Here is a 24,263-nt window from a genome sequence, read left to right as displayed (position 1 = left end):
CAATATTAGGAAATTTATTTTAAAAATAAAAGTGATGTTCAAAATAAATTTATTTTTTAACAAACTATAGTTTTTCCACAAAGCGGATGGGGTTTTAAACCTCTTCTTTTGCTTAACCTTCTCGCTTTCTGACTTGTTACTTTACTTTAACAGATCGGGCCTACGTTCTTGCGTTCGTTTAACGGCCTCATCATGTCTCCACTCATTGATCTTAGCTTCGTGGCCGCTTAATAAAACGTCGGGTACCTTGTGTCCTCTCCAGTCTGCTGGTCTGGTGTAATTTGGTGCATCGAGCAGGTCGTCCTGAAAACTATCAGACAGGGCAGAAGTTTCATCATTTAAAACACCAGGTACCAAACGCACCACAGCATCTACCAAAACCGCAGCTGGCAATTCTCCGCCAGATAACACATAATCACCAATAGAAATCTCTTTGGTTACATAAATGTCTCTTATCCTTTGGTCTATTCCTTTATAGTGCCCGCATAAAATGATAATGTTCTTTTTAATCGAAAGGGTATTGGCTATTCCTTGGTTTAAGGTTTCTCCATCTGGGCTCATGAAAATAATCTCATCGTATTCCCTTTCGCCTTGTAGTTTTTCTATACAAAGGGCAAAGGGTTCAATAGACATCACCATTCCGCTACCTCCGCCATAAGGATAGTCATCCACACTTTTTTGCTTGTTGGTGGCATAGTCCCTTAAATTATGGACAATGATTTCGGCAATGCCCTTTTTTTGTGCTCTTTGTAAAATAGAGTGCGCAAAAGGACTTGTCAATAAATCTGGTAAAACTGAAATGATATCAAAACGCATGCTGCAAAGATAAGAGTTTGCAACATGTGTTTGATTAGGGTTTAGCTATATTTCTTTGGATTGCTGTGGCCTCCCAGATCTGGCTTGGCGACCTTAATTTGTAAAAGACCAATCTATATCCTTTGGCAAGGCCATTTTTATACGCCCCGGCATCAAGATTTAAACTACCTGTTTTTGCACCTTTAAGAAATATGGTATTCGGCACCTCCGAAGGTAAACCTATAAAAAGAACCTTTACGCTCTGCAGCCCCGTATTGGAGGTAAAATACAGTACCCTATCCAGACTGCTTACTGTTTTTACCTCCATGCTAATTTTGGTCTTGTGATCATTTGGATCAAGGGGCTTTCCTTTAATTTCCCAATAGGGCTCTAAATTGATGCCCTTTTTTATTTGCGCATTTGTAGTCGCTACCGCACAAGCAAACGCCATTATCATCATTAATTTTTTCATTTGAATACATTTTGTTTTTAATGATGATGAAGCTAGCCTCTTTAAAAGCGAATCCAATTAGCTAATCGATGAAAGGATGAAGTAACTCGATGAAAGGAGGCTCATTTAGATTTTTCAAAGGTGCTTTTTGCATAGTCCGTTTGTTTGAACTGCACGGTTAACATGTTATACATTTCTAAATAATCAGCTTTGCTAAGTAAATCTTTTAATAGACAAAAGTTAGGTAATAAAGCGCCCAGCATGTTGTTCTTATATTGTGCAACATATTGCTTCAATAATGGTATTCGTTCTTTAAAAAGCATGTCATTTAATTCATTGGCAACTTTTTTCCTGCTTAATGTGTCCTTTTGTGCCACATATTGGTCGTACTGAACTTTTAGCTGTTCCCAATTTGCTACAATTTTTGCATCTTCTTTCAAGTATTTTTTAAGTACCTGATCAGCAACGGAGCCAGCAACTTGAACATCTTCGAAACGAGGTGATGGTCCGGTTATGGTAATCGTTCCAGCTTCTGCTAAAAACTCCGTTAATTTACCTTCTGTTTCATTAGCACCATTTTTAAGTTTAAATACCTGCACAAAATAAGGTTCTTTTAAGGTGTCTCCGAAAGCAAATTTACCAGCTACAACTTTTATTTTTTTGATGCTTGTAGTTTTACCTTTTTGGCTCAATATTAAAAGGCTATCGTTCTTTAAACCTTTAACATCTCCGCTCAGTTGATACGTTTGCGCCTTGCAAACTCCCGTAACAAGGAACAGGAAGCAAATATATTTTATCGGTTTCATCACTAATCTAATTCTTCTAATTGAAAAATCTCTTCAACTGGAACATTAAACACCTTGGCCATTTTTAAAGCCAGTACTGTTGACGGCACGTACTTACCCGATTCAATGGTATTGATTGTTTGCCTCGATACTTGGATAAAATCTGCCAGTTCGGCCTGCGTGATATTTTTGATGGCTCGCTGTACTCTTAAATTATTTTTCATAGGTCAAATCCTCCTCCATGGCATTTAATGATTGTTTGTTTTTAAAGCTGATATACTCCATGCGGATGATAAAGAACACCAGTAAAGAAAATTGTGCAATAGTAAGTACATATAAGAACACAAAGGAATAAAATACCATTGTAGCAACCAACAAAATTAGGTAGTTAAAATAGACAGCTAGTTGCAAACTCTCCAACCTTTGTTGCATGATCATTTCATCTTCGGTTTTAAATTGCGAGAAAGTCCAAAGCAGCAGCCCAAGCATAAAGATCAGATAGACCGCTTGTGTAGTTGTAAATACCCAATCCCCTTGCGGATCGAATTGGAGGGCAATTATAAAATAAGCAAGGCCAGCCAATGAAAGAAACACCCCTAATTTCCGATAAGGCTTATTTGATAAGAATTTAGGCTGACTAATAAGATAACTTTCTTTATTAATAGATTTAAGGTAACTATACCTTATAACAAAAATAACCAATGGGGTAAAAATGTTTAGTTCAGAAGCATGGTCGCCCACAAAAGGAATTTCGCCAATAACCATACTATATAAAAGTGCTAAACAATAAAGTACATAATAGATCATTACGCTCCAATATAATGCGTTAAGCCTTATCCTTGCGCTCAGCTCATCTTCTCTTTTGTTTTTGGAAAAGGCGATCAGCACCAAGCCGATCACCACTAAGAATATGGCAAGCTCATTGGTAAAATTCTCCACAGCCTTCTCAAAAAGATTATCTTTTGCCCGCAGCTGAAAACCAAAGTTTGGGATTTCGTACTTTTTAAAGATGTTGAGGTAACCCAACACAAAACCTGGGATAGCCAGGAGGTAACCAACAATACTACACCATGTTGGAAACAAGAATTTACTTTTCATTTTTATTTCTTTTAAGTTCTACAATAGAGTCCATGATTGCGCATCAAGTTTGCTTGAACAAATGTAAAGTAAAATTGACATCAATGTCAAGTATTTTTGACTAAAAGATTAAAATATTTTACAAAAATGCTAAATTGATCTATTTAGAAGGCTTTATGCGTAAAAATAAATTAAGCGTTTAAGGATTTGAATACCATTTCTCCGGCCTCTTGCCCGGTTTGGCTCCCAATGGCAATGCCCATTCCATTACACCTCACCGCACAAAAGATATGAGGCTGTACTTCTTCTACAATTGGTGTCAACTTTGGCCCAAATGCCATAATGCCACTCCATTTATGTTCGATTTCAAAATTAGTTTCGGGGAGGATAACTTCTTTTAATAATGTATGCAATGCTTCTTGAACCAGTTCTGTTTCTCCAAAGGCGGTGGTTTCTTCTGCCTTCATATTTAAGTTTCTGGCCCCGCCCAATAAAACACGATCGTCTATATTGCGGAAATAGTAATACCCTTTATCATAATGGAAGGTCCCTTTTAACTTTAAATTGGGTATTGGTTTGGTAACCACCACTTGTCCACGACCTGGAACAACTTCCAATTCTGGCAATAGCTCGTTTACAAAAGCATTCGTAGTCAATAATATCTTTTTACAGGTAAAAGCACCTTGATTGGTTTTTAAATAAACTCCATTACTTTCTACCTTCAACTCTTCCACATTACAATTGTTCAAAATTTGGACCCCTAATGACGAAGCCTTGGCCAATAAAGCCTTCATCATCATTCCTGGGTCTATTTGGGCTTCCAATTTACATTCTATTAAAGCAGCTATCCCCTTCAACCCAAAGACATCGATCTTCTCATCAGCCTGAACGTAAACGTTTTTTTGTAGTACAATATCTTCAATGAGGGCGTTAAAATGGCTTATTTTTGCTACACATTTTTCGCTCAGACTAGCTTGCTCAGGCCTAAAAAGTTCAAAACCACCATTATTTTGATAGGAAATTTGGGCATCTCCCAATAAGTTTCTAAGTTTTAAAAGCCCCTTCCATCTTTTAGAAATTAAAGCGTGAAGGCCATCTGTACCACTTATTTTTTCTTGTTCAATTAATTCGGAGATGCTGCCGAAACAAGCAAAGCCTGCATTTTTTGTGCTGGCCCCAGAAGGCAAAAAACCTCTTTCTAATAGCAATACGGTAGTTTTTGGTGCCAGAGTCTTTATCGCAATCGCTGCATTTAAACCAACAATGCCACTCCCCACAATGATCACATCGGCATGAAAGAAATTTTTCTTTTCCCAGTAAGAAAGGTTATCGTACATAGCTAAACGAATTGTAATTTTTTTATGTCTGTTAAATATGGGAACACTTTTTGATTTAACGAAATCGAAAAACATACACTTTTGATATGGGAACCTATTTAATTTTAATTATCCCGATATTATTGTTGAGCATGTTTGTGCAATGGCGATTTAGAAATAAATTTTCAAAATATGCAGAAATGCAACTCAACTCTGGCTTCTCGGGCAAAGAAGTAGCTGAAAAAATGCTACAGGATAATGGTATATACAATGTTAAGGTAATGAGTATGGAGGGCCAGCTCACAGATCATTACAATCCGACAGAATTAACTGTTAATTTAAGTACAGATGTTTACTATGGCCGTAGCGTTGCTGCCGCTGCCGTTGCCGCCCACGAATGCGGGCATGCGGTACAACATGCAAAATCTTACAGTTGGTTACAGCTGCGTTCGAGTATGGTGCCTGTGGTCAGTATCTCTTCTAACCTTTTACAGTGGGTATTGTTAATTGGTGTAATGCTCATCATTTTTAATGGGCCGCCAATTGTATTGGCTATTGGTGTAGCTGGTTTGGCATTGATTACCATCTTTAGTTTCATTACGCTACCTGTAGAGTTTGATGCTAGTAAAAGAGCCTTGCTTTGGTTAAAAAACAACCATAGCATTATGTATACACAAGAAGAGAATGTACAGGCAAAAGATGCCTTATGGTGGGCAGCCATGACCTATGTGGTTGCGGCCCTAGGTGCGCTTGCCAATCTGCTCTATTACGCATCGATGTTATTCGGTAGCCGCAGAGATTAAAATATAACCTATGAAAAACGGAGAGGGCTGATCTAAATTGATCGGCCTTTTTTATTGAAGTAAATTCTTGAAGCATAAAAAAGGTCAAGAAAAAATCCTGACCTCTATTTATTTACTCGTTAAATTCTTAGTTTAATTTATAAGGAACGATCAGTTGGAATTCTGGAATATCAACCTTAAAACTCGTTTCGTCAACCATGCGGTTCATCAAATAATGTCCACGCATGCTTCCTATATCTGTTTTCAAATTACACCCAGACACATAAGAATAATTGTGGCCCGGTTCTATTACCGGCTGAACACCAACTACACCTTCCCCCTCCACTTCTCTAACAGAGCCGTTCGAATCGAAGATAAACCATTGACGGCGCATCAATTGAATTGCATAATCTGACATATTTTCTATTTCTATCCGATAAGCAAACATAAAATGTTCGTTTGCCGGATTAGAATGTTCGTCTTGGTAAATGGTTTCTACCGAAATTTTTACACCTTGCGTTATAGCTGTAACCATTTGTTAAATTTATAAAATGCTTTTCAATAATCAAGCCATTTCTGAAAAAGGTAAAATATGCTCGTATTTTTCTGCCACTTCGTCTAAAATCTGATGAATAGTGTCAATATTTTCTTCTTTGACCAGCATCATTCTATAGTTTTTAAAATCGGGTAGTCCTTTAAAATAGTTGGCATAATGCCTCCTCATTTCAAACACACCCACTTTAGGGCCTTTCCACTCTATCGATTTATTAAGATGGGTTCTGCAGGCAACTATTCTTTCTTCTAAAGTTGGGCCAGCCAAAACTTCTCCTGTTTTAAAGAAGTGTTTCACCTCACGAAAAATCCATGGATAGCCAATTGCGGCTCTGCCAATCATAATTCCGTCAACCTCATACTCCATTCTCCATGCCGCAGCCTTTTCTACGCTATCTACATCGCCATTGCCAAAAATTGGTATTTTGATACGTGGATTGCGTTTAATATCTCTAATCAATGACCAATCTGCTTCGCCTTTATACAATTGTGCCCGTGTGCGGCCATGAATGGTTAAGGCCTGGATACCTACATCTTGTAAGCGTTCTGCAACTTCGTATACATTTTTGGTATTGTCATCCCAGCCTAAACGGGTTTTAACAGTTACAGGCAAGTGTGTAGCTTTAACCACAGCAGCTGTCATTTTAACCATTTTATCAATATCCTGAAGCAAACTTGCACCAGCACCACGACAGGCAACATTTTTAACTGGGCAACCATAATTGATATCCATCAGATCTGGACCTGCCAATGTTGCAATTTCGGTTGCTTCTCTCATACTTTCAATGTCACTTCCAAATATTTGGATGCCTATTGGTCTTTCGTATTCGAAAATATCCAGTTTTTTACGGCTTTTTGCGGCATCACGAATCAATCCTTCTGATGAAATAAACTCTGTATACATCATATCGGCACCGCCTTGTTTACACACATAACGGAAAGGAGGATCGCTCACATCTTCCATTGGTGCCAACAATAAAGGGAACTCTCCCAAATCTATATTTCCTATCTTTACAGACATTTTTCTATCTTCAAAGCAAAATTAAAGATACAAAGGTACGAATATTACAAATAATGCAGACCATACAAACCGCCAAGCAAGAAAACAGTCCTTTTATACAGCTTTTATTGCTAGGCATTTACGCTTTGGTAGGTCTCATTGTTTTTGCTTTGATCGCTTTTGCACTCATTTTTTTAGTTTATGGATTTGATGCCGTACAGAGTTTAGTGGGTGTTAACCCCAATCTGAAAATGCATGTGGAGGCCATGAAAATATTGCTTACGGCCCAACAAATTGGTCTTTTCTTAACTCCAACACTTTTATTGGCCATTACCGAAGGGAAAAAACCGCAGCGATTTTACGGAATGGCTATGCCAAAAACTCAGGTATTGGTATTGATCCTCCTAATCATGACCTGCTCTATGCCAATTATGGGTTGGGTGAATGAACTGAATCAGAAAATGGTCCTTCCTGATTTTCTAAAAAGCTTACAAGAATGGATGCGAAAACTAGAAGATGAGGGCGAAAAAACCACCTTGGCCATTTTAAAGATGAATTCAATTGGTGGGTATCTGATTAACCTCTTGGTAATTGCTATTGTTCCTGCCATTTGTGAAGAACTTATTTTTAGGGGTGCTTTACAACGTGTTTTTTTACGTTGGATCAAAAATCCACATGTGGCCATTTGGACTTCGGCCTTTATTTTTAGCACCATTCATTTTCAATTTTTTGGTTTTTTCCCTCGTTTATTATTAGGTGCCGGTTTTGGTTATTTCTATTTCTGGACTGGAAGCATCTGGTACACCATTTTTGCACATTTTTTAAACAATGGATTTGCCGTAACGATGGCTTGGTACTTTCAAAAAAATAATTTGCCTATTAATCAAGATGAGGGCATGACTGTTGCCTGGTATGGTTATGTAATTAGTGCGATATTAACCATAGCTTTGCTTAAATTTTTAAAAGACAGTGCAAAGATCCCAAACGGATTTGCACCCAATACCAAATCTCAAATTAAGGAATGAAAACAAGAGCAATAACCGCTTTCTTTTTTACCATCGTAATGCTTGGCTCCATTTTTTTAGGCGCCTATACTTTTACTTTTTTCTATTTGGCCTTAAGTTTAATTGCCCTTTTAGAGTTTTATAAACTGGTGAAAATAGGCGGTATTCGACCACACAGAAATGTGGCAGTTTTTGCCGCAGCAGTGATGTTTTTGTTGACCGCTGGTTATCATTTTTTTCAGTTCGAGTTGAAATACCTCCTGCTCATTGTACCCTTGATCTTTTCGGTGTTTATTCTGGAGTTGTATAAAAAGAATAAAATTCCTTTTGCCAACATCTCTTACACCTTTGTGGGCTTTATCTATGTAACCATTCCTTTCTGCTTTTTTTTCGCCTTAGGCTTCTTAGCCGATTTCAGCAACTATAGTTTCCATTTACCCTTGGCCTTTTTGTTAATGCTTTGGGCAAACGATACAGGCGCTTATCTTTTTGGTGTTAAATTCGGGAAAACCCGTTTATTCGAAAGGCATTCTCCTAAAAAGTCGTGGGAAGGATTTTTCGGCGGCATGTTTACCAGCATTGTAGTTTCCTACCTAATTTCGATGCAGTTTACAGAGATGAGCCCTTTAATTTGGGCTGGAATGTCATTCCTGATTGTTTGTTTTGGCACCCTGGGAGACTTGGTAGAATCGATGCTGAAGCGTAGCCTTGACGCCAAAGATTCAGGCAGCTTTTTACCGGGGCATGGTGGCTTTTTAGATCGTTTTGATGGGCTATTGATTGCCGCACCCGTGGTTTATGTGTATTTATATTTGATCTTGTATTAACTACGTCGATTAAATAGGGCTCTATTTGAGGCCTTATGCTCCTTATCCTGATTTAATTAACGTTGATGTAACAAATTTACAGCATGGGTATTTCAAATACTTTTCTGTTATATATTTGATATAATAACCATCAACATTCCTAAATTATGATAAAAAGCTACTTTAAAAAGCTCTGTTTGGCTCTTTTAATTGTAGGAAGCTTAAATGCTACTGCACAAGAAGTACCAACCCCTAAAGCTCACTTTGGTTTTACCATTGGCGATGATTATCAATTGGCCAACTATACGCAAACTGAAGCTTATTTTAAAAAATTAGCCGCTACTTCTAAGCGGGTAAAATTGGTAGACATTGGTAAAACTGAAGAAGGAAGGTCACAATATATGCTGATCATCTCTTCGCCAGAAAATTTGAAGAACCTAGAGCGCTACAAACAAATTTCCCAAAAAATGGCCCGTGCCGAGGGCTTAAGCCAAGATGAGGCAAAAAAATTAGCTGCCGAAGGGAAAGCTGTGGTATGGATTGATGGTGGCCTGCATGCCAATGAGGTTGTTGGTGCACACCAGTTGATCCAAATGGCCTATAACCTGTCTAGCCGTACAGATGCCGAAACTACCAATATCCTAGATAAGGTGATTGTTTTAATGACACACGCCAACCCCGATGGACAAGAACTGCAAAGCGATTGGTACATGAGAGAGAAAGACCCTAAGAAAAGATCTTTAAGTGGTTTGCCTCGTTTGTACGAAAAATATGCCGGGCATGATAACAATAGGGATTTCTTTATGTTGAACCTTAAAGAAACCCAAAATATGGGCAGACAGCTTTTTGTAGAGTGGATCCCACAAATCATGTATAACCACCACCAAGCTGGGCCTGCCGGAACAGTAGTCGCTGGACCTCCATACCGTGATCCTTATAACTACGTTTTCGATCCAATGGTATTGACCAGTATCGACGCCGTAGGTGCTGCCATGCACAATAGAATGAATGTTGAAGGGAAACCGGGCTATACCCAACGTGGGGGCTCTGTGTTTTCTACTTGGTACAATGGTGGTTTGCGTACAACAACCTATTTCCACAACATGATTGGTTTGTTAACAGAAATTGTAGGTGGACCAACGCCCTCTGATATCCCTTTGGTTCCTTCTCGTTTATTGCCAAACGGCGATTCGCCAAACCCAGTACTCCCACAAAAATGGTATTTCAAAAATTCAATTGATTATTCAGTTTCATTGAATTATGCCGTTTTAGGTTATGCACAACGTCACAGCGATGAGTTATTGTACAACATCTACCAAATGGGTAAAAACTCTATTGATAGAGGCAGCAAAGATACTTGGTCATTTTCTCCGAAAAAGATCGATGCCATTAATGATGCTTACCAAAAAGACAGAAGTACAAGTGCTACTACAAACCCTGCGGGTGGTTTTGGTGGCGGTAGAGGCATGTCTGTTAAATATTTAGATACGGTAATGAAAGCGCCACTTAATAGAGATGCTAGGGGTTATATCTTATCAGCCGATCAACCAGATTTTACTACAGCAATCCGTTTCTTAAATGCTTTGATTAGAACTGGTATTGGGGTACAAAAGGCAACTGCAGCATTTACTGTTGCTGGCAAAAGTTATCCTGCCGGAAGTTACATTGTTAAAACCGATCAGGCTTTCCGTCCGCACATTTTAGACATGTTCGAACCACAAGACCATCCAAACGACTTTAAATACGAAGGAGGGCCTCCAATTGCACCATATGATGCTGCAGGTTGGACATTGGCTTACTTGATGAATGTTAAATTCGACAGGATCCAAGATAAATTTGATGGTCCTTTTGAAAAACTTCCTTATGGCGAGCTGTTAAAAGCCACACCAAAAGCACTGCCATCGGGTAGTGGTTATGTATTGAGCTCAAGTGCAAACGAAAGCTACCTGGCCGTAAACGAATTGTTAAAAGGCGGTGCCGAAGTTTTCCGCAATAGTGCCGACGGTTCTTTTTATGTTCCTGCCTCTGCAAAAGCAAAAACGATTTTAGACAAAGCTGAGCATGGTTTTGGAATGAGGGTAATGGCGGCACAAAAGCCTGCCAAAGCAGTTAAAATTGCGCCTTCTCGTATCGCTCTTTGGGATACTTACGGCGGCTCGATGGATTCGGGATGGATCCGTTTCATTATGGAGCAATACCACTTTGATGCTACGGTAATTTATGCACCAGATATCGACGCTGGAAATTTAAAAGATAAATTTGATGTAATTGTATTTGTTGATGGCTCTATCCCTGCTTACAACCCTAACGCAACAGCGAATGCTGGCAATAGAGGTGGTGGTTTTGGTGGACCTGCACCAGAATCTGTACCAGAAGAGTATAGAGCTCGTATCGGTCGCATGAGCCAAGATAAATCAATTCCTCAATTGAAGAAATTCTTAGAGGCTGGTGGCGAAATTGTAGCCATTGGTACTGCAACCAACTTGGCCGCTCACCTAGACTTACCTGTGCGTAATGCCATGGTAGAATTGGTAAATGGTACAGAGAAAAGGCTACCTGCCGAAAAATACTATGTGCCTGGCAGTGTATTAAATGTTGCTTTAGATACCAAACAGCCTGCCAACTGGGGCATGGATCGTGCTACGGATGTTTATTTCGATAACAGCCCTGTATTTAAACTGAGCCCAGATGCGGTATCTAGCGGAAGGATTAAACCTTTAGCTTGGTTTGCCAATGCTACGCCATTACGTAGTGGTTGGGCTTGGGGCCAAAGCTACCTACAAGATGGAGTTGCAGCTTTCGAAGCTGATTATGGTAAAGGTAAATTATTTGCCTTCGGTCCAGAAATTACCTTCAGAGCGCAAACGCATGGCACCTTCAAATGGATGTTCAATCAATTGTACAAATAGTTTAACCAACTGTTAAACCTTAACTCATAAGCCTCGACCCGAATAGGAGTCGGGGCTTTTTTATGGCTATGCCATTTATTGATCATAAGATTAAAAGTGCTTTGCGGCTTTATTTTGAAAGCTCTAAACTAATTCGTTTATTTACTTACTAAGCCTTTGAACAACTCTTAATGAACCTGACCTGTTACGTAGTAGACGATGATTGCCATGCCGTAAATGCAGTGGTAAAACATATCGAAAAGACTCCTGAATTGACCTGTATTGGCACTCATACAGATCCAATCGCTGCGCTTAAAGAAATCAAACTAAAGCAACCAGACCTTGTATTTTTAGATGTAGAAATGCCTGAGTTATCTGGAATTGAGGTGGCTAGCCTACTACCAGAGGGTACGTTTATTGTATTTATCACTTCTCATTCAAAATATGCTGTAGAAGCCATTCAAAAAGACGCCATCGGTTACCTGCTAAAGCCTTTCTCCTATCACATGTTCGTCACATGCATAGATAAAATTAAAGCAAGAACCCAAAAAACCGACATGGATAATAATAATAATAAAGATTGGGGGAAGATATTTCTAAACACGGGGACTAAAGGGAAACTCACCCAGATTAACGTTTCGGAAATACGCTATGTAGAGGCCTTAAAAAATACCATCTCTATTCATGCCCAAAAGGAGGTCTTTTTGCTACGGTCGAGTATAAAAAATATTATCGCACAATTACCCAATAAAGTATTTATCCGCATCCACCGAAGCTATATCGTTAACATCGACCACATCAGGTCGGTAGACGGAAGCACAGTTACACTGCTGAATGATGCTATTATTCCATTCGGAGAACAGTACAAAGCTCGCTTTATGGATTGCATCCGGTCCCGTACTATCAAAGGTTAAAGTAGCTAATCAAGTTTTGCATACACAAAATGCTTGTTCATATACAGCATGTGCCTGTCTGTTGCAAAATTTTTTCTCTCCTGTATCTTTTTCTAATTTTCTCCCGGAAAACAAACAACTATTTTATGAGAAAAAAACAACCCGTAAAAAAATTAACCTTTTTTAAGAAAGAATTTATTGCCAGCGCACTGCTCTTCTTGTGCCTGTTTTTAGTACAATGTAAAAAAGACATTGTTAACCCAACAAATGACCAATTTGACGTAAACAAACAGGTAATTAAGGAAGAACAGATTATCAATTTGCTAAATGAAATCCCTGCAGCACAGCTCTTGACATTAGATTGGAAAAAATCGCAGCAGGCAACTGTCGATGGAAAGAAAATTGTACGTATACCGATCTTGAACATAAATAAGCTCATGAATGTTGAGCTGCCACCAGATCTGCGTCTAAATGAGAATATCAGTCAAGGTAAACAAATGAGTGGAAAGACACAATCAAATGGATCTTCAAACGAAGCAGGCACACCCAATCCAAATTATTTCGAAAAGCATCCTCCAGAATTATTTATCATCAAAGACGCAGGGAGCGATAAGCTCAGTGCCTATTTATTCAATTTTGTACCAACTAATCCGAATGTTGATTTTGGGGAAAATGGAATCTGGACAGGTAACCTTTACGAATGGAATTTAAAAGGGGAAACAGTTTGGACCCAAGAAATTGTTAAAAGTAAACTAAAGCAAAAATATGGCCTTAAAAATCCCAATCAGACAGAAAGCACCAATAAGGTAGGTGCCAAAGGTAAAGTACTCAGGGCTGATGATCAAAAGGTTGGTTATATTTTCAAATGGCTTGCCGATTTGCTTGGTGATGTTGTTGGGTGGATAGCACATACGCTTGGTATTCCAACTTACTATACAAACCACTTTGGTGGTGGATGGAGGATTGATTGGGGAGCATTCCCTACTAGCAATCCAGATAGCGATGGAGGGTTTACAGGGCCAGTAGATCGTGATGGGGTTTATGGTAGTTATGTGCCGGGTTATGGCTCAGGGGGGAATTATGACCCTTATCCAAACAATAACCCTAGTGGGCCTACTTCTGGTTCGGCAACAGTTGCAGGTTCTACGTTGTATCTCATTCGCACATTAGAATTGACAGATACGGATGAAATGGATTTTTTAGCCGAACACCCAACAAGTTCCGACAAACTTGCCACTTATTTAGAAGCAATGGGTAAAACAACAGAAAGTAAAGCGTTTGTAAAGTGGGCGATTGAACGTTTCATGAATGATAATAATGTATCTTTAGAGCAACTAGATAATATTTATGATGCAATAAGACATCAAAACTATGTGCCTAAGGATAGAGAGCCTGCTAGCTATTATTGGAGATCTAAACTCTCTACAGATGACTTTAGCAGTTTCCTTACCGAAATCACTCCTTTATGGATTAATAGAAATGGTACAGAGATAAAAAATGTGGACGCTTTTAATTGTCACTATCATGCCTTTGGCCTACAGTACGCTACTGAAACCCTCGAAGGCTACCCAAAATGGGTAACAGCGATAAAATTAGAATCGAAAGATTGGAGTACAGTGACAGGAAACATCCAAGTTGGAGATCGTGTAATGTACTCCTTAAACAATAATGGGGCATCAGGATGGACACATTCTGCCATAGTAACAGAAGTTGATGCTGATGGGTATGCAACTAAGGTAAGTAGTAAAATGGGAACCTATGAAATTATAGAACATCATCCAAGGGATATCCCTGCAGCTTATGGAACTACAGGCCCAACATTTACTTTGGATGGAAAAACAGTTCCTTCAAGAATTTATTGGAGAAAAAAATAGAGTTAGTATCATGAAACAAGTTAGCTTAATCATTATCGCGTTGTTCGCAATTTGGTCGTTGGGTAAGGCACAGCCATCCAATACAAATCAAATTGATTTAGATTTTCAAAAATTAGTTAAACTAAAATGTACTTATGAAAGGTACGGACTCATTGCAAGTCAAACATCAAAAATAGAATCTCTTAACATGAGAGATTCTATTTTTGATTTATATAAAAGTCAGGCGTATAAAATAAAAACAGCTCCCAATATTTATTTGAAACATATCAATCATGTTTTAAAAAATGACAAGAACCTATCAACGGAAGAAACGCTTCCTTATAAATATATGTCTGTAACAGGTGGAGGGTACATTAATTCTCGTTGGTATCTAATCAAGAAAATTGATCTATATCGGGTTATTAAATATAGTCTTTTCAAAAAAAAGGATAGTATTTTGCCACAGGACTTCCGTGGTTTACCTGTGGTTAATGAGAAGAATTATAATGGATATGATAAGACTAAACAAGGTGATTTTAAGAGCGCATTTAGGTTTCTTTTACATAACCTGTCGTTATCTACACAAGAGGTAAAGTTTATCAAAAATAATGATAACCAAATACACGTCCTGGACATGAAAAAATATTTGGATAAAAATGGACTAAGCATAGTTAATAAAAATTTTATAACATGGGCAATAAATTATTTCATAAAAGATCCAAAAGTTTCTTTAGCATACCTTGATAATGTTTATGAAGTGATAAGAAATCAGGATTATTTACCTAGAGATCAAAGTGCTACAAAATCTCAATAAGCTTGATAGCGAAGTAGATAAGTGTATTCAAGTGGCAGTCGCCCATATCTATATTGCAGGTCGTCTGCCAAATGCAAGATAAGACTCATAAATTTTAAAAAGATCAAATAGGCCTGTGAAATTTTCAATAAGAAATCAAATGAAAATTAATCCTCTTTTTTATTTCCTAATCTTATTTTCAGCCATGTTCAGCACAGCAATAATTAGTAGTTGTGGTGGTATCAGTAACTTTGGGGATGAACAAACAGCTGTTGAAGATTCTTTGGGTTATGAAAAGTTATTGGGCACCTATATTTTTAAACCATCTAGAGAGCAGGCCGAACGCCTACGAATAGATTCTAATGAAGTGATTACTTTGAGGATTACCAAGGATAGTTTAGTTAATTTCAAATCAGGCAGATATGAAGGTAAGTACTATATAGACAAAATGGTTTTGATGATGACTCCATACCCCAAGGAGGCCTATTCATCTACATGGTCATATAATTATTTCCGTCAAACAAAGTCTAATTCATTTGGGCTCAAACAGCCTATTGCAACATATAATAATTTGAGTTATACTATTGAGAAACTTCCTGATAATGATACTTTACACATTTGTGGTTATGGAAGTGACCCAAAACATGAGGTAATGAGGCTAGTAGATTTTAAAAAGATCAAATAGGTTTGGTTAAAATAGCTACTCCTTTAACATTTCAAAAAATGTAATTGCGATGAAAGACAATATAATTGAGGCATTTTTTTCTGCCTTTTTCAATGCTCGTAAATTAACTTCTGTTTATACAAAAGACACCCCTAAAGAAATGATGGCCTCGCCAGTTGATGAGGAGGGTTGGTTTATATGGAAACCTCTTAATGGTACATTTAGCGCTGAAGACTATCGAAAGGTTGAAGAAAAATTCAATGTGGTTTTCCCACAAAGTTTTATCAATTTTCATAAAAGATATTTTTTCCTCGATTGTGATTGTAGACTCTTAAGGCTACCCTATTCAAACCCCAATCAACCACTTCAAGAGATTACCGATCCTCTTGAAGATGCTGATTATCTTGCCTCACTTGGCTTATATCCTTTTGCATGGGAAGGTAATGATAACGGGCACCTGGTATTTGATGGGCGAGAGGATAAAGAAAACAATGAATTCCCCATAAGGCTATTCGATTATTCATGGGATGAGCTTGATGGTTTAAGCGCCATTATCTTTTCTTCATTTTCCAAACTATTGGAATGCTTGACCCATTACATGAAAGAGGTTAAGACCAGGCAAGATTTTGATGTAGTTCCAGATTTCTTAGAAATAGACCCAGAGGGGGCAGGAAAATATGGAAGAGAATACTGGTTAGGCTGGGCAGGGATGATGAAAGGTAATTATGAATATTTTAAGGATAATCCTTGGCCATTTTAAAATTCAATAGAATAACTAAGCCTTAACTCATAAGCCTCGACCCGAATAGGAGTCGGGGCTTTTTTACTTCTAGCTTACCATTCAAAAATAAAGCTGCCCTATCTTTGTATCATGAAAGTAGAAATTTGGTCAGATGTAATGTGTCCTTTTTGCTATATCGGCAAAAGACATTTTGAAAAGGCAATTGAAACCCTGCCCTTTAAAAATGAAGTAGAGATTGAATGGAAAAGTTTCCAGCTCAATCCCGAATATCAGAATACCGATAACGAAGACCTCTACACTTATCTGGCACGCAGCAAAGGCATGTCTGTAGCGCAAGCCAAACAGATGACCACCCAAGTGGTAGCCATGGCAGAAAATGTAGGCTTAAACATTGATTTTGACACCAATGTTCCAGCCAATTCTTTTGATGCCCATCGTTTAATCCATTATGCAGCAAGCAAAGGCCTACAAGATCAAGCAGAAGAAGCTTTATTCCACGCTCATTTTATGGAGGGCAAAGACATTGCCAAAGCCGATGTTTTAATCGAAATTGCCAAAAGCCTTGGCCTTGATGAAGCTGAAACATTAAGTATCTTAAAAAGCGACGATTTTGCAGAAGGTGTACGTTACGATGTTTACGAAAGTCAACAATTGGGCGTTAGGGGTGTGCCTTATTTTGTATTTGATAGAAAATATGCTTTATCTGGTGCACAACCCATTGATGCTTTTGAAGGTGCCCTTACCCAAAGTTTTACCGAGTGGAAAGCCACACAACCTCAAACACAATTGACTTCGTTAAATAAAAATGACGATGCCGTTTGCGATGAAAATGGTTGTGAGGTTTAACTTATTTCTTTAGCGGTTGCAACAGATACTCTAAACCATTCAGCTTAATTTCGTACATGGTAGCCAATAACATGCCCAATTTTCCAGGAGGGAAGCCTTTGGTATGGAACCACACCAAGTAAGTTTCTGGTAGGCTAGAGATGATCCAGCCTTTATATTTGCCAAACGGCATTTTCATTAGCACCAGTTCTTGTAATAATTGTGAGTCCATATTTGGGTTGTGGGTTGCGAGTTACGTGTTGTGAGTTACAAGTTGTGGGTTACAAGTTGTGGGTTATGGATTGAAGGCTTAGGCTATAAAATCAATCGCCTTAAACTTTTAACTGTTTTAAAGGATCAATTCTAACATTTCAATGGCCTCATCAACATTGGTAATGTTATCAAAAGAGATGCGTAACGAGTCTTTAACTTCTTTTAGGTTACACAAACGTTGGTGAACCTGTGCAAAGGCCAACACCTTATTAAACACTTCCGAATCGAAAAATTTAGATTGCTTATCGCTCACAAAATAACCTCGCAAAATATTCTTCTTAAAGCTCAGTTTCTCAAAACCTAAACGTTTACCCACCCATTGCAGGCGCAAAACCTTGAGCATTACTTTTACAGGCTGTGGCACCGGCCCAAAACGATCTTTCAGTTCTTGTTCAAAAGCATTGAGCTGGGCATCATTTTCTAATTTTGAAAGCTCGGTATACAAATTATAACGCTCTGTAATACTGGTTACATAATCATCAGGTATGTGAAGCTCTAAGTCGGTATCAACCTGCGTAAAATTAACATAGGCTCGTTCTGGTTCGTCTTTAAATAGGTCTTTAAACTCTGCCTCTTTCAGTTCCTGAATGGCCTCGTCTAAAATTTTATTGTACATTTCGAAACCAATCTCGGCAATAAACCCACTTTGCTCGCCCCCCAAAAGATTACCACTGCCTCTAATATCCAAATCACGCATAGCGATGTTGAAACCACTGCCCAGATCAGAAAACTCTTCAATGGCACTTAACCTTTTTCTCGCTTCATTGGTAAGGGTTGATAAAGGAAGGCTCAACAAGTAGCAAAATGCCTTTTTATTAGATCTACCCACACGACCACGCATCTGGTGCAAATCGCTCAAACCAAACATGTGCGCATGGTTGATGATAATGGTATTGGCATTCGGGATATCCAGACCCGCTTCAATAATCGTAGTGGCTACCAAAACATCTTTTTCGCCATTGATAAAATCGAGCATCACATCTTCCAACTGGTCTCCATCCAATTGGCCGTGGGCAATCCCAATTCTGGCCTTTGGCACTAAAGTCTGGATCAATCCGCCCAATTGTGGCAAATCATTTACCCTGTTATGAATAAAGAAAACCTGTCCTCCCCTGTCCAATTCAAACTGCACCGCCTCTTGGATCAGTTTATCATTAAAAACATGCAGTTCGGTATTTACAGCTTGCCTGTTTGGCGGTGGCGTACTCATAATCGACAAATCTCTAGCCCCCATCAAAGAAAAATGTAAGGTTCTCGGAATTGGAGTTGCTGTTAAAGTCAACGTATCCACATTTACACGTAAAGCTCTTAATTTCTCTTTTGCGGCAACGCCAAATTTCTGTTCCTCATCAATAATCATGATGCCCAAATCCTTAAATTTTACATCCTTGCTTAACAAACGATGGGTACCAATTACAATATCGACTTTTCCCTGAGCCAAGCGCTCTAAAGTCTCCTTAATCTGTTTAGAAGTTTTAAAACGATTGATATAATCTACCGTACAAGGAAATTCTTTTAATCGCGACGAAAATGTTTTAAAATGTTGTAAGGCTAAAATCGTAGTGGGCACTAAAATTGCAGCCTGTTTGCCATTGGCAACTGCTTTAAAAGCTGCACGAATGGCAATTTCTGTTTTGCCAAAGCCCACATCACCACAAACCAATCGATCCATCGGGTGCGGCGCTTCCATGTCTTTTTTTACATCGGCAGTTGCTTTAACCTGATCTGGGGTATCCTCGTAAATAAAGGAAGCCTCGAGTTCGGTTTCTAAATAGCCATCGGGCGAAAATGCCGTACCTACCTGGGCTTTTCTCATCGCATACAGCTTGATCAGGTCTCGGGCAATGTCTTTAACTTTTTTTTTTGTGGTTTTCTTCAGCTTATCCCAGGCCTCAGTACCCAACTTATTCATTTTGGGTTGTGTACCATCTTTGCCACTAAATTTCGCAATGCGATTTAGGGAGTTGATGTTCACGTACAACAAATCATTATCAGCATATACCAAGCGGATCATCTCTTGGATTTTGCCATTTACTTCTACTTTTTCTAAACCTGCATATTTTCCAATCCCATGGTCAATGTGGGTCACAAAATCGCCCGGCTTCAGCTCTCTTAAATCTTTTAAGGTAATGGCCTGGCTGCGTTGATAACCTTTCTTTAATTGGTATTTATAAAAACGATCAAAGATCTGGTGGTCGGTATAAAAGGCCACTTTTTGCAAAGCATCTACAAAACCTTCCCGCAAAGGGATATTTACAGGGGTAAACTTCGCTGTTTTATCAATGTCGTCTAAAATGGCGTATAAACGCTCGGTTTGTTTGGTAGAGTTGGTAAATATAAAATTGTGGATCTGCTGTTTCTCATTGTCTTTTAGATTCTGGATCAGTAGGTCGAAATCTTTGTTAAACGAAGGTTGTGGCTTGGTTTCAAACTGAAAAACTTGTTCTGTTTGATAAAAGAACTGTTTTCCAAACTCTACCACAGCAAAGTCTTGGAAAAGATCTGCCAACATCTTCTCATCAGAGAAAGAGAATTTAGGATCTAACCAATTCGGGTTTTGCTGCTTCTCTGCCAAAGCCAAAGCTTTCCAAAGTTCAACGGCTTTTTTATAACCCCCTTTAACAATGTCTATGGTATATTCAACATCTTTAAACCAAAGCTGGGTATCTTTTTCTATATAATCTAATAGACTGATATTGTTTTCTGTTAAAAACTTGGCCTGTACATTGGGTACAATGGTTAAGCTTTTCACATCTTCAACAGAAAGTTGGCTTTCAATTTCAAAAGTCCGGATACTTTCTATGGTATCGCCAAAAAATTCGATTCGGTAAGGTAGCTCATGAGAGAAAGAAAAAATATCTACAATTCCACCTCTAATAGAGAATTGCCCTGGTTCATATACAAAATCGGCACGTTCAAAATCGTAATCGAACAAAAACTCGTTGATAAAATCGATCCCCAATTTAATGCCCAAGCTAATTTCTAAGGTATTTTTCTCTAATACAGAGCGGTCAATTACCTTTTCTGCCAATGCTTCGGGGTAGGTAACTACTATTTTTCCATATTCAGATTGATGGTTGAGCTCGTTTAATACTTCGGCCCTTGCCAACACATTTGCCGTATCTATTTGGGTAAACTCAAAAGCTTTACGAAAAGAGGATGGAAAAAGTAAGATCTCCTTGCCCAAAATACCTTCCAGATCGGATAGGAAATAGGCCGCTTCTTCTCTATTGGGCAAGATAAACAACTGGGGCTTATGCAGTAAAAAGTAGGTTGAAACTGCCATTACAGCATCGGCCGAACCCACCAATCCCCTCAGTTGGGTTTTACTCCCTTTCCCCTTATTTAACGACTGTGCTACGGCAACAACACGCTCGTCTGTTTTATATCTGTTAATCAGGTCGCGAATGTTCACTATGTAAAGGTAAAAAATTATTGCGTATTGAGCATTGGTAATTTGGACAAGGAAATCGTTTTTAAAAACCAATAGCTATAAAGGTGGAGGGTACCGTATGTGGATTTAGGATAAATATTTTTGAAGAGCTGGTTCAATGCTCATCACTCCCGTCAACCCTGCCTGCCTACCGCAGGCAGGCTAACCGCTTTACTCCGCTATCGCTCCGTGTTCGCTCATATCAGGTCTATTTAACAAACAAATTTGCTTTCTAATAGCCCTTGTTGGCGTCCCCGCCAACAGGCATAAAGATACATTGATTGAACAAAGTTATATAAAAGATAGGTTCTCGATGGCGGGACGCCAACGATAGCAGAAAGTGCGCCGCTTTGGCCTTTCTGCCATAGTCTTGTGTTTAATAGCCCCGATTGCAGCGGAAAGCCCGGAATGTAGCGCAGCGAAATGAGGACTTGTAGCGCAAGGCGGGAATGACGTTGTGAAGAGCACTAAAATTGCGCTGCTAATCATTTTGGTATTCAAAAAGCTTAACCGAGCTTGCGAGCTCATTGACGCCAATAAAAGCGATTTCCCTGATCATTTGGCAATGAACAAATGAAACTATTGAACAATCAGGCATAATTTCTTCGAGGTAACAAGCGATTTGGTCGATATTTTTTTTCGGTTGGTCGAGTTCAATCTTATTGCTGTAACAAAAAACTTATCATTGTTTCTAAATTATATAAAACGAGAAACATGAAACACTTTAAAAGCTTTCCGCTAGAATTATTTTTCTGGATTGCAGCTTTGGTGTTGTTAGCAACAGCTGATCCTCATGAACATCACTTTAGCCTTTGCCCATTAGCAAATTTAGGTTTAACTTGGTGCCCGGGATGTGGATTAGGGAGGTCGATAACTTCATTGTTTCACGGAGATGTTAGTGCAAGCTTTTCACATCATTGGTTTGGTATACCGGCTTTGATATTGATCTGTTACCGCATCTATCAGCTCAGCAAAAATTTATTTAACAAAGATTTTAATTTAAAATATAAGGAGGATTAGCAATGTTTGACTCACAATTTATGGCATTACCGGGAATAACCCCGCAAGAATACAGCTACTTACAAACAGCCACAAACGGTTTGAATGAGCAACAGGTAAGAACTTTTTTAATGATCTATACCGGCAAAAGAAAAAATCCAAGTGATATGCTCCTTTTCTGTGTAATCGGATTGTTCTTAGTTCCAGGATTACAACGCTTTTTGGTTAACCAAATTGGAATGGGCATACTTTATCTATTTACCGCAGGTTTATGTTTTATCGGTTCAATAGTTGACCTTATCAACCACAAAACATTAGCGTTTGAGTACAACCAACGTATGGTTTTTGAAAGTTTACAAATGGTTAGAATGGGCAGTTTCCAATAAAAAACACCAACAAACTATATAAATAATCCTTATCTGTTTAAAAGCGGGTAAGGATTTATTATTTTTATAGCATGAAGTTATCCGAGATTACCAATTACCTCGAAAGCATTGCCCCATTAAATTATCAGGAAGATTATGATAATGCTGGTTTATTGGTTGGCCATGGCAATGATGAAATTCATGCTGCTTTAGTGGCCTTAGATTGCACAGAGCAAATTGTAGACGAGGCTATTGCTAAAAACTGCAATTTAATTATTACCCACCACCCCATTGTTTTTAAAGGTTTGAAAAAACTGAATGGAAAAACATATGTAGAAAGAGTAATCCTAAAAGCCATTAAAAATAATATTGCACTGTATGCCATCCATACCAATTTAGATCATGTGGCCAATGGCGTAAGTGCCGAAATATGTAAAAGATTAGGTATCCAAAATGGAAAGATTTTAGCCCCGAAAGATGGTCTTTTAAAGAAATTGGTCACCTTTTGTCCTACGGCAAATGCCGCAGCACTTAGAAATGCCTTGTTTGCGGCTGGCGCTGGCAATATTGGAAACTATAGCGAATGTAGTTTCAACACTGAAGGCACAGGAACTTTTAAGGCGGGCCAAAATACCGACCCCTTTGTAGGCGAAAGAGGCAACCAGCATCATGAAATCGAAACCCGAATTGAAACGATCTTTAAAGCGCAAGACGAACGCAATATCATCTTAGCTTTATTAGAACATCACCCTTATGAAGAAGTTGCCTATGATATTTATGCCTTATCCAATAAATTAGAAAATGTGGGTGCGGGCATGGTAGGCTGGCTGGCAGAAGAAATGGACAGCGTTGATTTTCTGAATTTGGTTAAAGATAAAATGGAAGCCAAGGTAATTAGGCATACCGAACTGTTACCACGAAAAATTAAAAAAGTTGCCGTTTGTGGTGGCTCGGGCAGTTTTTTATTAAAGGATGCCATTAAAGCTGGTGCCGATGCTTTTATTACTGCAGACTTCAAATACCACGAATTTTTTGATGCAGAAAAACAATTGATTATCTGTGACATTGGCCATTACGAAAGTGAACAATTTACATCTAATTTGTTGATAGATAATATTCAAGAAAAATTTCCTAACTTTGCAATCCGTTTAACGGAGCATAATACAAACCCCATAAATTATTTCATTTAATGGAACAAACAGTAGAGCAAAAGCTAAAAGCTTTATACGAATTACAAAACCTGCATACAAAGATTGATAAAATACGTCAAATTCGTGGCGAGTTACCAATGGAAGTAGCTGATTTAGAGGATGAAGTAGCCGGATTAGAAACACGTATACAAAAAATCAAAGCTGAATTAGACGATACTGAAGATGCTATTGTAACACGTAAAAACATGATCAAAGAAGCACAAGCTTTGATTAAGAAATACGAAAAACAACTAGAAGACGTAAAAAATAACCGTGAATACGATGCTTTAACTAAAGAAGTTGAGATTCAAAATTTAGAGATACAGGTTTGCGAGAAAAAAATCAAGGAACATGGTTTTGAAATTGCTTCTAAAACTGAGATCTACGATCAAGCTTTAGCAAACATCGAATCTAGAAAAGGCGATTTAGAACTTAAAAAGAGCGAATTAGAGACAATTACCGCAGAAACCGAAAAAGAAGAACAAGCTTTATTGAAAAAAGCAGATAAAGCAGAAACTCAAATTGAAGAGCGTTTATTAACTGCATACCACAGATTAAGAGGTAATGCGGTAAATGGTTTAGCCGTAGTAACTATCGATAGAGATTCTTGCTCTGGATGTTTCAATCAAATTCCACCTCAACGTCAATTAGATATCCGTCAACGTAAAAAAGTAATTGTTTGCGAGCATTGCGGTAGAATTTTAGTAGACGAGGCCCTAACTCACGAGTTAGCAGAAGCGTAACAATCAACCAAATATAATACTAGGCCAGATTTAC

24 protein-coding genes are annotated in these 24,263 nt (G+C 38.4%); 14 read left to right on the top strand and 10 right to left on the bottom strand.

Annotated elements, in window-relative coordinates; genetic code table 11:
* Positions 1-141: 141 nt before the first annotated feature.
* The 6 genes from trmD to AQF98_RS16395 all read right to left on the bottom strand — a co-directional run bounded on the left by trmD (position 142) and on the right by AQF98_RS16395 (position 4,445).
* Complete coding sequence (trmD, locus tag AQF98_RS16420; protein ID WP_055133059.1) at positions 142-816, bottom strand: tRNA (guanosine(37)-N1)-methyltransferase TrmD; 675 nt, start codon at positions 814-816, stop codon at positions 142-144.
* 34 nt (positions 817-850) lie between these two features.
* A complete protein-coding gene (locus tag AQF98_RS16415; protein WP_055133058.1) occupies positions 851-1,267 on the bottom strand; it encodes a hypothetical protein in 417 nt (138 codons plus the stop codon).
* Positions 1,268-1,368: 101 nt separating this feature from the next.
* Positions 1,369-2,052 (bottom strand): DUF4369 domain-containing protein, encoded by a 684-nt coding sequence (locus AQF98_RS16410; protein WP_055133057.1) that lies wholly within the window; start codon positions 2,050-2,052, stop codon positions 1,369-1,371.
* Positions 2,053-2,054: 2 nt separating this feature from the next.
* Complete coding sequence (locus AQF98_RS16405) at positions 2,055-2,255, bottom strand: helix-turn-helix transcriptional regulator (RefSeq protein ID WP_055133056.1); 201 nt, start codon at positions 2,253-2,255, stop codon at positions 2,055-2,057.
* A complete protein-coding gene (locus tag AQF98_RS16400) occupies positions 2,245-3,129 on the bottom strand; it encodes a hypothetical protein (protein ID WP_055133055.1) in 885 nt (294 codons plus the stop codon). Before AQF98_RS16400 ends, AQF98_RS16405 begins: the two co-directional genes overlap by 11 nt.
* A 170-nt stretch (positions 3,130-3,299) precedes the next feature.
* The gene (locus tag AQF98_RS16395; protein ID WP_055133054.1) at positions 3,300-4,445 is read right to left on the bottom strand and encodes an FAD-binding oxidoreductase; all 1,146 of its coding nucleotides are present in this window, start codon (positions 4,443-4,445) and stop codon (positions 3,300-3,302) included.
* A gap of 86 nt (positions 4,446-4,531) precedes the next feature.
* Here AQF98_RS16395 and AQF98_RS16390 point away from each other — a divergent pair, with 86 nt between their 5' ends.
* Positions 4,532-5,227, top strand: coding sequence for a zinc metallopeptidase (locus tag AQF98_RS16390; RefSeq protein ID WP_055133053.1), 696 nt, complete (start codon positions 4,532-4,534; stop codon positions 5,225-5,227).
* Positions 5,228-5,354: 127 nt separating this feature from the next.
* Here AQF98_RS16390 and apaG read toward each other — a convergent pair whose 3' ends face one another.
* Complete coding sequence (gene apaG / locus AQF98_RS16385; RefSeq protein ID WP_055133052.1) at positions 5,355-5,741, bottom strand: Co2+/Mg2+ efflux protein ApaG; 387 nt, start codon at positions 5,739-5,741, stop codon at positions 5,355-5,357.
* 30 nt (positions 5,742-5,771) lie between these two features.
* The gene (gene dusB, locus AQF98_RS16380; protein WP_055133051.1) at positions 5,772-6,779 is read right to left on the bottom strand and encodes a tRNA dihydrouridine synthase DusB; all 1,008 of its coding nucleotides are present in this window, start codon (positions 6,777-6,779) and stop codon (positions 5,772-5,774) included.
* A 53-nt stretch (positions 6,780-6,832) separates the two neighbouring features.
* On the opposite strand from dusB, the gene AQF98_RS16375 reads away from it, so the two are divergent.
* From AQF98_RS16375 to AQF98_RS16335, 9 genes are all read left to right on the top strand, one after another.
* Positions 6,833-7,783 (top strand): CPBP family intramembrane glutamic endopeptidase, encoded by a 951-nt coding sequence (locus AQF98_RS16375; protein ID WP_055133050.1) that lies wholly within the window; start codon positions 6,833-6,835, stop codon positions 7,781-7,783.
* Positions 7,780-8,589 (top strand): phosphatidate cytidylyltransferase, encoded by an 810-nt coding sequence (locus AQF98_RS16370; protein ID WP_055133049.1) that lies wholly within the window; start codon positions 7,780-7,782, stop codon positions 8,587-8,589. The genes AQF98_RS16375 and AQF98_RS16370 overlap by 4 nt, the downstream gene beginning before the upstream one ends.
* A gap of 146 nt (positions 8,590-8,735) precedes the next feature.
* Positions 8,736-11,477 carry a M14 metallopeptidase family protein gene (locus AQF98_RS16365; RefSeq protein WP_055133048.1) on the top strand — a complete coding sequence of 914 codons (2,742 nt, stop codon included), beginning with the start codon at positions 8,736-8,738 and terminating at the stop codon, positions 11,475-11,477.
* A 170-nt stretch (positions 11,478-11,647) separates the two neighbouring features.
* Positions 11,648-12,370 (top strand): LytTR family DNA-binding domain-containing protein, encoded by a 723-nt coding sequence (locus AQF98_RS16360; protein ID WP_055133047.1) that lies wholly within the window; start codon positions 11,648-11,650, stop codon positions 12,368-12,370.
* 125 nt (positions 12,371-12,495) lie between these two features.
* A complete protein-coding gene (locus AQF98_RS16355) occupies positions 12,496-14,223 on the top strand; it encodes a hypothetical protein (protein WP_055133046.1) in 1,728 nt (575 codons plus the stop codon).
* Positions 14,180-15,016 carry a hypothetical protein gene (locus AQF98_RS16350; protein ID WP_055133045.1) on the top strand — a complete coding sequence of 279 codons (837 nt, stop codon included), beginning with the start codon at positions 14,180-14,182 and terminating at the stop codon, positions 15,014-15,016. Before AQF98_RS16355 ends, AQF98_RS16350 begins: the two co-directional genes overlap by 44 nt.
* A gap of 139 nt (positions 15,017-15,155) precedes the next feature.
* On the top strand, positions 15,156-15,680 hold the full coding sequence (locus tag AQF98_RS16345) for a hypothetical protein (protein ID WP_055133044.1): 525 nt from the start codon (positions 15,156-15,158) through the stop codon (positions 15,678-15,680).
* Positions 15,681-15,729: 49 nt separating this feature from the next.
* The gene (locus AQF98_RS16340) at positions 15,730-16,419 is read left to right on the top strand and encodes an SMI1/KNR4 family protein (protein WP_055133043.1); all 690 of its coding nucleotides are present in this window, start codon (positions 15,730-15,732) and stop codon (positions 16,417-16,419) included.
* A gap of 111 nt (positions 16,420-16,530) precedes the next feature.
* On the top strand, positions 16,531-17,247 hold the full coding sequence (locus AQF98_RS16335; RefSeq protein ID WP_055133042.1) for a DsbA family oxidoreductase: 717 nt from the start codon (positions 16,531-16,533) through the stop codon (positions 17,245-17,247).
* 1 nt (position 17,248) lies between these two features.
* On the opposite strand, the gene AQF98_RS16330 is transcribed toward AQF98_RS16335, so the two are convergent.
* Positions 17,249-17,458 (bottom strand): DUF3820 family protein, encoded by a 210-nt coding sequence (locus tag AQF98_RS16330; RefSeq protein ID WP_055133041.1) that lies wholly within the window; start codon positions 17,456-17,458, stop codon positions 17,249-17,251.
* 117 nt (positions 17,459-17,575) lie between these two features.
* On the bottom strand, positions 17,576-20,914 hold the full coding sequence (gene mfd / locus AQF98_RS16325; RefSeq protein ID WP_055133040.1) for a transcription-repair coupling factor: 3,339 nt from the start codon (positions 20,912-20,914) through the stop codon (positions 17,576-17,578).
* 732 nt (positions 20,915-21,646) lie between these two features.
* Here mfd and AQF98_RS16320 point away from each other — a divergent pair.
* The 4 genes from AQF98_RS16320 (at position 21,647) to AQF98_RS16305 (ending at position 24,229) form a co-directional block, all read left to right on the top strand.
* The gene (locus AQF98_RS16320; protein WP_055133039.1) at positions 21,647-21,952 is read left to right on the top strand and encodes a DUF2752 domain-containing protein; all 306 of its coding nucleotides are present in this window, start codon (positions 21,647-21,649) and stop codon (positions 21,950-21,952) included.
* Between the two features lie 20 nt (positions 21,953-21,972).
* A complete protein-coding gene (locus AQF98_RS16315) occupies positions 21,973-22,317 on the top strand; it encodes a TM2 domain-containing protein (RefSeq protein WP_235524247.1) in 345 nt (114 codons plus the stop codon).
* Positions 22,318-22,388: 71 nt separating this feature from the next.
* Entirely contained in the window at positions 22,389-23,486 is a 1,098-nt protein-coding gene (locus AQF98_RS16310) for a Nif3-like dinuclear metal center hexameric protein (RefSeq protein ID WP_055133037.1), read from the top strand.
* Positions 23,486-24,229, top strand: a complete 744-nt coding sequence (locus AQF98_RS16305) for a zinc ribbon domain-containing protein (protein ID WP_055133036.1) — start codon at positions 23,486-23,488, stop codon at positions 24,227-24,229. The genes AQF98_RS16310 and AQF98_RS16305 overlap by 1 nt, the downstream gene beginning before the upstream one ends.
* The last annotated feature ends 34 nt before the right edge of the window (positions 24,230-24,263 follow it).

It is taken from the genome of Pedobacter sp. Hv1 (assembly GCF_001412215.1).
Classification (GTDB): Bacteria; Bacteroidota; Bacteroidia; order Sphingobacteriales; family Sphingobacteriaceae; genus Pedobacter.
Note: the sequence above shows the minus strand (reverse complement) of the source record. Positions and strands in the feature narration are given on the sequence as shown.